Source organism: Cellulomonas sp. P4_B5_2, from assembly GCF_056402235.1.
Genome location: NZ_JBFUHU010000459.1, coordinates 1 through 2,160 on the forward strand (window position 1 = coordinate 1; position 2,160 = coordinate 2,160).

The following is a 2,160-nucleotide window of genomic DNA, read 5'->3' on the forward strand; positions in this document are numbered from 1 at the left end:
TCCCTGCGCATCACGCGGGAGGCGGGCCGAGCGTGTGTCAGGTCGGGTTGCAGCGCGCCGTGATCATCTCGACCACGCCGACGTCCGGCCGCCAGGGCTCGAGGTTCCAGGTGGCCTTGTCCGGCGCGCCCAGCTCGTGGCACTCCAGCTGCGCCTGCATTCCGGGGCTGTCGGCGTCCGGCGCCTGCGCCACGACCTGCGCCCACAGCCCTTCCTGCGCGGCCCGGCTGCCGGCACGTGCCCACGCGCTGGGGGTGACCGCGAGCGAGAGCCCGCCCTCGGCCTCGCCCCAGACGGCGCCGAGCACGACCGCCGTGGTGAACCAGAGGCCGGAACCCGTGTCGAGCCGCAGGGCCTCGGGACCGACCTGGCTGAGGATCGCACCCCGCGGCTCGGTGACGAGTCCCCCGACGAACGCCCCGCCGGCATCGCGGACGACGGCGGAGCCGTCCGAGAGCGCGGTCACCGTCATCCCCGCGGGCGCGACGACCAGCGTCTCGCCGGCGGTGGTCACGTGGACGGACCCGTCGTCGTCGGCTCGCACGTCGGTGCTCGGCGGCGACACGGTGAGGGTGACCGCACCGGAGGTGACAGGTGTGCCGGTCGCGCGGAGCGTCTCAGGATCGGTCGGCTCCGCCGTGGGCGTCGGGCTGGCGGACGCGGTGGGCGACGGCGGAGGCGGGGACTCGGCGCGGCTCGGGGTGCACGCCGCGAGCACGACAGCGAGCAGGACCGCCGCCGCCGCACCCCGTGCTCTCATCCTCGGAAACGTACCGGCCCGTCGGTCAGCCAGGCACACTCCGACGGGGTGACGACTGCCGCGTCTGCGCCGGGGACGCTCCGCACGACCACGGCGGCACCGTCGGGCACGGGCCAGGGCCGGGACGACGCGTTGAGCACCACGCGCGCGTGGCCGCGCCGGCCGACCAGCACCCCGGGCCGCGCGTCCTCCCAGGTCAGGTCCTCGGCGGTCCAGACCCCCGACCGCACGGCGAGCGCCCGGCGGAGCACCGACCAGGTCGAGGACGGGTCCGCTTCCTGCCGGTCGCGGGCGTACGCGGACCACTCCGCCGGGATCGGCAGCCACGGGTCGCCCGTGGTGAATCCGAGGTGCCGGCCCGACGTCCACGGCAGAGGGATCCGGGCGCCGTCGCGGTTGGGCAGCCGTCCACCGGACCGTACCGACTGCGGGTCCTGCCAGGCCTCGGCCGGCACGTCGACCTCGGGCAGGCCCAGCTCGTCGCCCGCGTAGAGGTAGAAGGCGCCTGGCAGCGCGAGCAGGAACAGGTGCAGGGCGAGGGCGCGCTCCGGTCCCAGGCGCGTCGCGGCTCGGGCTGCGTCGTGGTTGCCGACCACCCAGGCGGGCAGGGCGCCGACGGCGCGATGGGCGGCCAGCTGCGCGTCGACGGTCCGGCGCAGCGCGGCCGCGGACCACGGGGTGCGCAGGACGTCGAACGCGAAGGCCTGACCCAGCTCGTCGGCGCGGGCGAACGCGGCGGTGCGCTCCGGCGGCCCCCACGCCTCGGCGACCGCGAGGACGTCGGGGCCGAGCACGCGCCGCCACGAGCGGTAGATCTCGTGCACCTCGGCCCGGTCCCAGTGCGGGTGGTCCTCCCCGCGGCGCACCTCGGCGTACGACGGCTCCTTGGCCAGCCCGCCGGCGACGTCCACGCGGAACCCGTCGACGCCGCGGGCCAGCCAGAACCGGAGCGTCTCCGCGAAGTCCTCCTGCACCCTCGGGTGCGCCCAGTTGAGGTCGGGCTGCTCGGGCGCGAACAGGTGCAGGTACCAGTCGCCGTCGGGCAACGGAGCCCATGCCGAACCGCCGAACATCGAGCGCCAGCCGTTTGGCTGCGACCGCACGTGGAACAGCGCCCGCTCCGGACCACCCGCCCGGGCCGCGACGAACCACGGGTGCTGGTCGGACACGTGGTTGGGCACCAGGTCCATCACCACCCGCAGGCCGCGGTCGTGCGCGGCCGTCACGAACGCGTCGAACGCCGGGAGGTCCCCGAACAGCGGGTCGATGTCGCGGTGGTCCGCCACGTCGTACCCGTGGTCGGCCTGCGGGGACCGGTACACCGGCGTGAGCCAGAGGGCGTCGACGCCCAGGCGGGCGACGGCGTCGAGCCCGGCGGTCAGACCTGCCAGGTCACCGAC

2 protein-coding genes are annotated in these 2,160 nt (G+C 75.9%); both read right to left on the minus strand.

Annotated features, from left to right (window positions below; translation table 11 throughout):
• Nucleotides 1-37 precede the first annotated feature (37 nt).
• Entirely contained in the window at nucleotides 38-760 is a 723-nt protein-coding gene (locus AC1DUQ_RS21085; RefSeq protein WP_477061078.1) for a DUF2599 domain-containing protein, read from the minus strand.
• Nucleotides 757-2,160: alpha-amylase family glycosyl hydrolase (locus AC1DUQ_RS21090; RefSeq protein WP_477074556.1), on the minus strand; the 1,404-nt coding region annotated here is incomplete at its 5' end. The genes AC1DUQ_RS21090 and AC1DUQ_RS21085, both read right to left, overlap by 4 nt.

Excerpts from the sequence above, each read along its gene's own strand:
- AC1DUQ_RS21085 (WP_477061078.1), bottom strand. The coding sequence starts at position 760 with ATGAGAGCACGGGGTGCGGCGGCGGCGGTCCTGCTCGCTGTCGTGCTC.